Raw genomic sequence first — 4,733 nt, 5'->3', positions numbered from 1 at the left:
AAAGCAAAAAGCCCCAGCGTGAGCTGAGGCTAAGTGCTTGTTAAATATGGCTCCCGAACTGGACTCGAACCAGTGACCCAAGATTAACAGATCCTTTCCCACGTCTGCATTTGGCTGCATTAGCCTGTATTTATGCGGGTTTCAGAGTATCAAGTTAGCATCCGTACGCACTAAAAACCATCTGTTTTGTCACATGGGTTTGGCAACTTTGCCAAGAAATGACCCAATGATGCAAAGCGCAAATATATCAATAGATGACAAGCTATCTCAGTCTGCAAGTTAACTTGTCAGTACCCTTTTCAGAACCCTCTGCTCGGCTACCATTTTCTTTGGCACTGCCTGCTCAGCCTTATTGAGCAGCGCGCATTGCTGCCAATAGATCGCTTGCAGGCAGAACTGGCAGTAATAGTCGCGATGGAGCATCGCCACCGACAGACACAACGTTTAATCCGGGCACTGGCAGCATATACGTGGCAGCGCCGGTTAAATACACGCGTAGTCGATGGCCTGCTTGAAAGCGATTGCCGATAGGCCAAAACTCTACGTGATACTTTCTATTTTGCATCGGTAGCGCGTAAGACTTCTTACTGAAATCTGCATATGGCTGCACGACTTCGCCAGAACTATCGCGCACAGTGCGCTCCTCAACAAGCTTAGGATAGCCGGCTCGCAGGCGACCAACAGCTACCGGATGAGCGCTGCCATCTGGCCATACATCAGCGATTACCGCTTGAATATCACCGTCGGGCAACAGCATGGATAAGTACACTTCTAGGCTAGCGGGGCCCACCACATCGACATCCTTAGTCAATACTGGCGTGGTGTAGGTCAGCGATAGCGGCTCCATCAGCGCCAGCTCGGTCAGAAATGGCAGCGCGCTAAATAGGGGAGCGCCGGCACCATAAATTGTCGCCGTGGTGTTGGGATCGGTAGCGGTCGGCAATGATGTGAGCGCAGGATAAGGCTGCAATGCTTTCTTTTTTATTGGCGCCGGAGCTAACTTTCCGTCGTTGATAGACTTTGCGCCACCGCCGCGACTGGCATCGAAATACAGCGACTGCCAACGTGTGCCGGGCACCGGCCAATCTGTTGCATCGATTTTTGTAAATTGGCCATCTAGCGATGCTTTATAGCTACCGTGGCCAACCAGCATCTGCACCTTCGGCTCTTTATCGATACCGTTTTCAATGCCTAGCAAATAGCGATCAAACCAGCGCTTATATTCTACGAATGGGTCAGGCCCATTTTTCGGAAAGCCATCGTGTGCGCCAAAAACTCGCAAATGAACGGGCACGCCAAGATCACGCAGCATCTTATAGCTTTCGAATGGCCCGCGTGATTCGACATCATAAAACCCAGTGTCCGCCAGCACAGGAAACACATTTGGCCCAGGCCGTTGTGTGCGTGCCTGCCAGTAGGCATCCTCAGATTGGTGCAGCAAAAGTGCATTTGGCAAGAGGTCGAGCAAGAAGCCCAAGCCAGACTCTAGCAAGTCAATTGGCACTGGATTTGCCATCATTCGATCGGGCAGACTCGCTAATAATGGCGCGCCGACACCAAAACCTACGGCAATAGCGGGCAATATGTTTTGCATGCCGCCAGGAAAAAGCAGATCTCGATACAGATCGTTAGTGCCAGCCATGAGCGCAGCGGCATCTACGCACGCTAGCGGCAAATGCATGGAGTTATAGACAGCTATAGCGCTAGCCGAAAAACCATACAAACCAATGTGGCCATTACTCCAAGGCTGATCGCAGGCCCACTCGAGAAACTCGGCAACATCTAATTGATCGCGCGGGCCAACGGCGCTCCAAACGCCTTGGCTGGAGCCTGTGCCTCGAGCATTAACAAACACATGATTGTAGGCGGGGCCGAAGTCGGGCACGGCCGAGCCTGAGCCGTAGGGGCTGAACTCAATAATAAGTGGACGCGGCTTTAGCTCATCAGCAGCGGTGATAATTGCTTGAAGTTTTTTACCGTCGCTGGCCTTAAACGTTACCGTTTTCTTAACTTGCGTCGATGGAACTTCTGGCTCGGGATCTGTGACGGGATCTGTGATTGCGGCTAGTGGCGCTTTTGGCGTGGAGGACTCACCACCACAACCTACTAAAAAAAGCGTAACTGTACCGGCCAAAGCCCACCGTAAAATTTGCATATAGCCTCCAGACACTTTTATCGGGAAAGCCCGTAGTTTGTGTTTCAGCATATGCCTAACCGCCTTTTCCGCAGGGCTTGAAACGAGACAGAAATGATATCTAATTCGGACACCGATCATCGTTTCCACCTAGATGGAGTTATCATAAGCCATTATAAAATCAAAGTTTTTTGTTAAACTGCAAGCCCAATATATGCGCATGACTGTCGTAGAAACGACCACGAAAAGTACCACCATCGGCAGTACATTCACTCGCCCCCTGTGCCGCCGAGCCTTCGTAGTAAGTGCCAGTGCAGCGTTCGTGATAATTCGAAATGCCGGGCATGATGTACATATAGCTATAGGCGAAATCGATGGAGGTATTTTTATCGACTTCGTAACCAAGGCCTACCGAGGTCATCCAGCGATCATTATCCGCAAGGCCGGGATGGCGACCCGTTGGTCCAGAAATAGGCGTTTGGTCAAATTGAAGGCCGGTACGCAGCGTGAGCTTGTCGTTCCAGTGATAGTTAAAACCTACCGCCGCCGTAAACGAGTCGCGCCAGTTTTGCGCAAGCACGACCGGCCCTTGCTTGGTGTCGGTTGTTTGATTGATAAGCTCGACGCTCAAACTTTCAACCACCGAAGACTTATTAAACGTGTAGCTCATCATCATGTCTAAGCGATCGTTTAGCTCGGTAAAAAAGCCAATATTGAGCTTAGATGGGATGGTGAAAACCAACCTTGCGTCGACATCCGGACGATAGTATTCGCTAAGGAATGCGGGCAAATCTCCGGTCACCACATTGCCCAGTTCACTAGCTCGAAGATCAGAGAAATCCCAATCTAGCTCGCCATTCATGCGCACATCCGATGCCGAGCGATAGGAAACACTGAGTCGTGATTTATCGCTCATCTGGTACATATAGCCCAAGTTCCAGCCATAGCCCAAGCCGTAAACCTCGACGGTTGCGGATGACGTACTCGTTGGATCAGTAAGGCTGACGTTATTAAGAGCAGGAATTAAAACATCATTAAATTGCCCCAGAGTTGGCACGCCACCACCCGCAAACAAAGGAATAAGCAAATCCTTCACTCCTGCCGGCACAAATTGAGCAATGCCTTCCAATAATGGAGCTAGCTCATCAACGGGCAGCGGACTGCCTAGGTCGCCATTTAGTTTTTCAATTAATCCTTTATTGTTATTAATAATGGACTTAAACAAATATGGCGCAATTTTATTAACATCGATAGGTTTTTTGAATTTCGCATGACCAAGGATTGCTGATACGCCGAAGCCGATGCTGTGCTTATCATCAAAGCGAATAGACATCGATGGGTTAATATTGATCGTCTCAATCGCGACGCTGTCAATGAAATATCGGCCAAACCAATCACTCTTGTAGTTCAAGTTTCCGCCGCCTGGCGAAAAAACACCAATGCCTAAGCTAATGCTGTCGTTGTACGGCGTCGTAGCAAAAAGAGCACCTACTGGCAGCACGGCAGGAAAAATACCGCCGGGCTGAGGGCCAACAGCAGGCATTGCGGGCTTGGGATTAGCAGCACTCATGCAATCGTATTTACTGCAGTCTGCCGTAGGCCCGGTATCTGGCGCCTGCCCCATATCTTGAGCGCGCGTGGTGCCCTTATTTTCCACCTTGGTTGATGCCGCAATTAGCGCAAATGGCTGAGACACGTTGGTGCCACGCAGGCGCGCCATGCCAGCAGGGTTATAAAACAACACCGATGCGTCATTTGCCTCGGCAGAGTTCGCATTCGACGTACCTTGGCTGCTGATTGCAATGACTGGGACTTCAGCACCCGCAGACCATACGAATGATGAAGCACCTAAAGCTAGTGGCAAAAATAGCCCACTAAGTACGCGATAATGAGTACTCACTTTGCTCACCTCTTATTTTATTTTTATTGTTGAGCTTTGTTAATTAGCTGTGCTTTTCAGCAAGCAAGCGCACTTGGCGATTCAGCAAACGCATCACTAACTCATAAGGCAGTGCAAACTTGCACTGGAACCAATACCCCACCCGAATATCTGGCGAAGTGAAAACCATATAGCGGTTATTTTTAATGCCTTTCAAAATAGCCTGTGCCGCCTTTTCTGGCGTTACTGCATGGCGCTGGAATCGCTTCACGGTCGCCTGAACTTCAGGGTTACTGCGATCAACACCAACGATATTGACGGAGCCAACCAGCGGCGTGTTGACCGCGCCAGGGCAAACCAAACTCACGCCAATGCCATGCTTAGCTAGGTCAAAACGCAGCACCTCAGAAATGCCGCGCACGCCAAATTTGCTAGCGCTATATGCCGCATGCCACGGCAAGCCAAACAGCCCCGCCGCCGATGACACATTAACGATATGACCGCCGCGTCCGGCCTCTATCATTTTCGGCACAAAGCTTTCTAAGACATGAATCGGGCCCATCAAGTTGATCTCGATGACTTGGCGCCAGTGCTCATGCTGTAGGCGGTCGATGCTGCCCCAAATGGAAATGCCGGCAATATTCATCAGCACGTCCATGCTGCCGTGTACGCTGTGAATATCACGCGCAAAAGCACAAACCGCGTCATAATCAGCAATAT

Annotated in this window: 3 protein-coding genes; all 3 read right to left on the bottom strand. The window is 50.3% G+C overall.

All coding sequences use genetic code 11. The features are described 5' to 3' along the window. Window positions 1–349 precede the first annotated feature (349 nt). Entirely contained in the window at window positions 350–2,155 is a 1,806-nt protein-coding gene (locus AC3DKE_RS10745; protein WP_487990677.1) for a CocE/NonD family hydrolase, read from the bottom strand. A gap of 160 nt (window positions 2,156–2,315) precedes the next feature. Next, on the bottom strand, window positions 2,316–4,034 hold the full coding sequence (locus tag AC3DKE_RS10740; RefSeq protein WP_379070119.1) for an OmpP1/FadL family transporter: 1,719 nt from the start codon (window positions 4,032–4,034) through the stop codon (window positions 2,316–2,318). Window positions 4,035–4,077: 43 nt separating this feature from the next. Beyond that, window positions 4,078–4,733: SDR family oxidoreductase (locus AC3DKE_RS10735; RefSeq protein ID WP_487990676.1), on the bottom strand; the 656-nt coding region annotated here is incomplete at its 5' end.

The sequence above is a fragment of the Paraperlucidibaca sp. genome, assembly GCF_982810325.1.
This window is presented reverse-complemented; position numbering and strand designations above follow the sequence as displayed.

Bases quoted from the DNA above. Each gene is read 5' to 3' on its own strand.
- AC3DKE_RS10745 (WP_487990677.1), bottom strand. From the start codon at position 2,155: ATGCAAATTTTACGGTGGGCTTTGGCCGGTACAGTTACGCTTTTTTTA.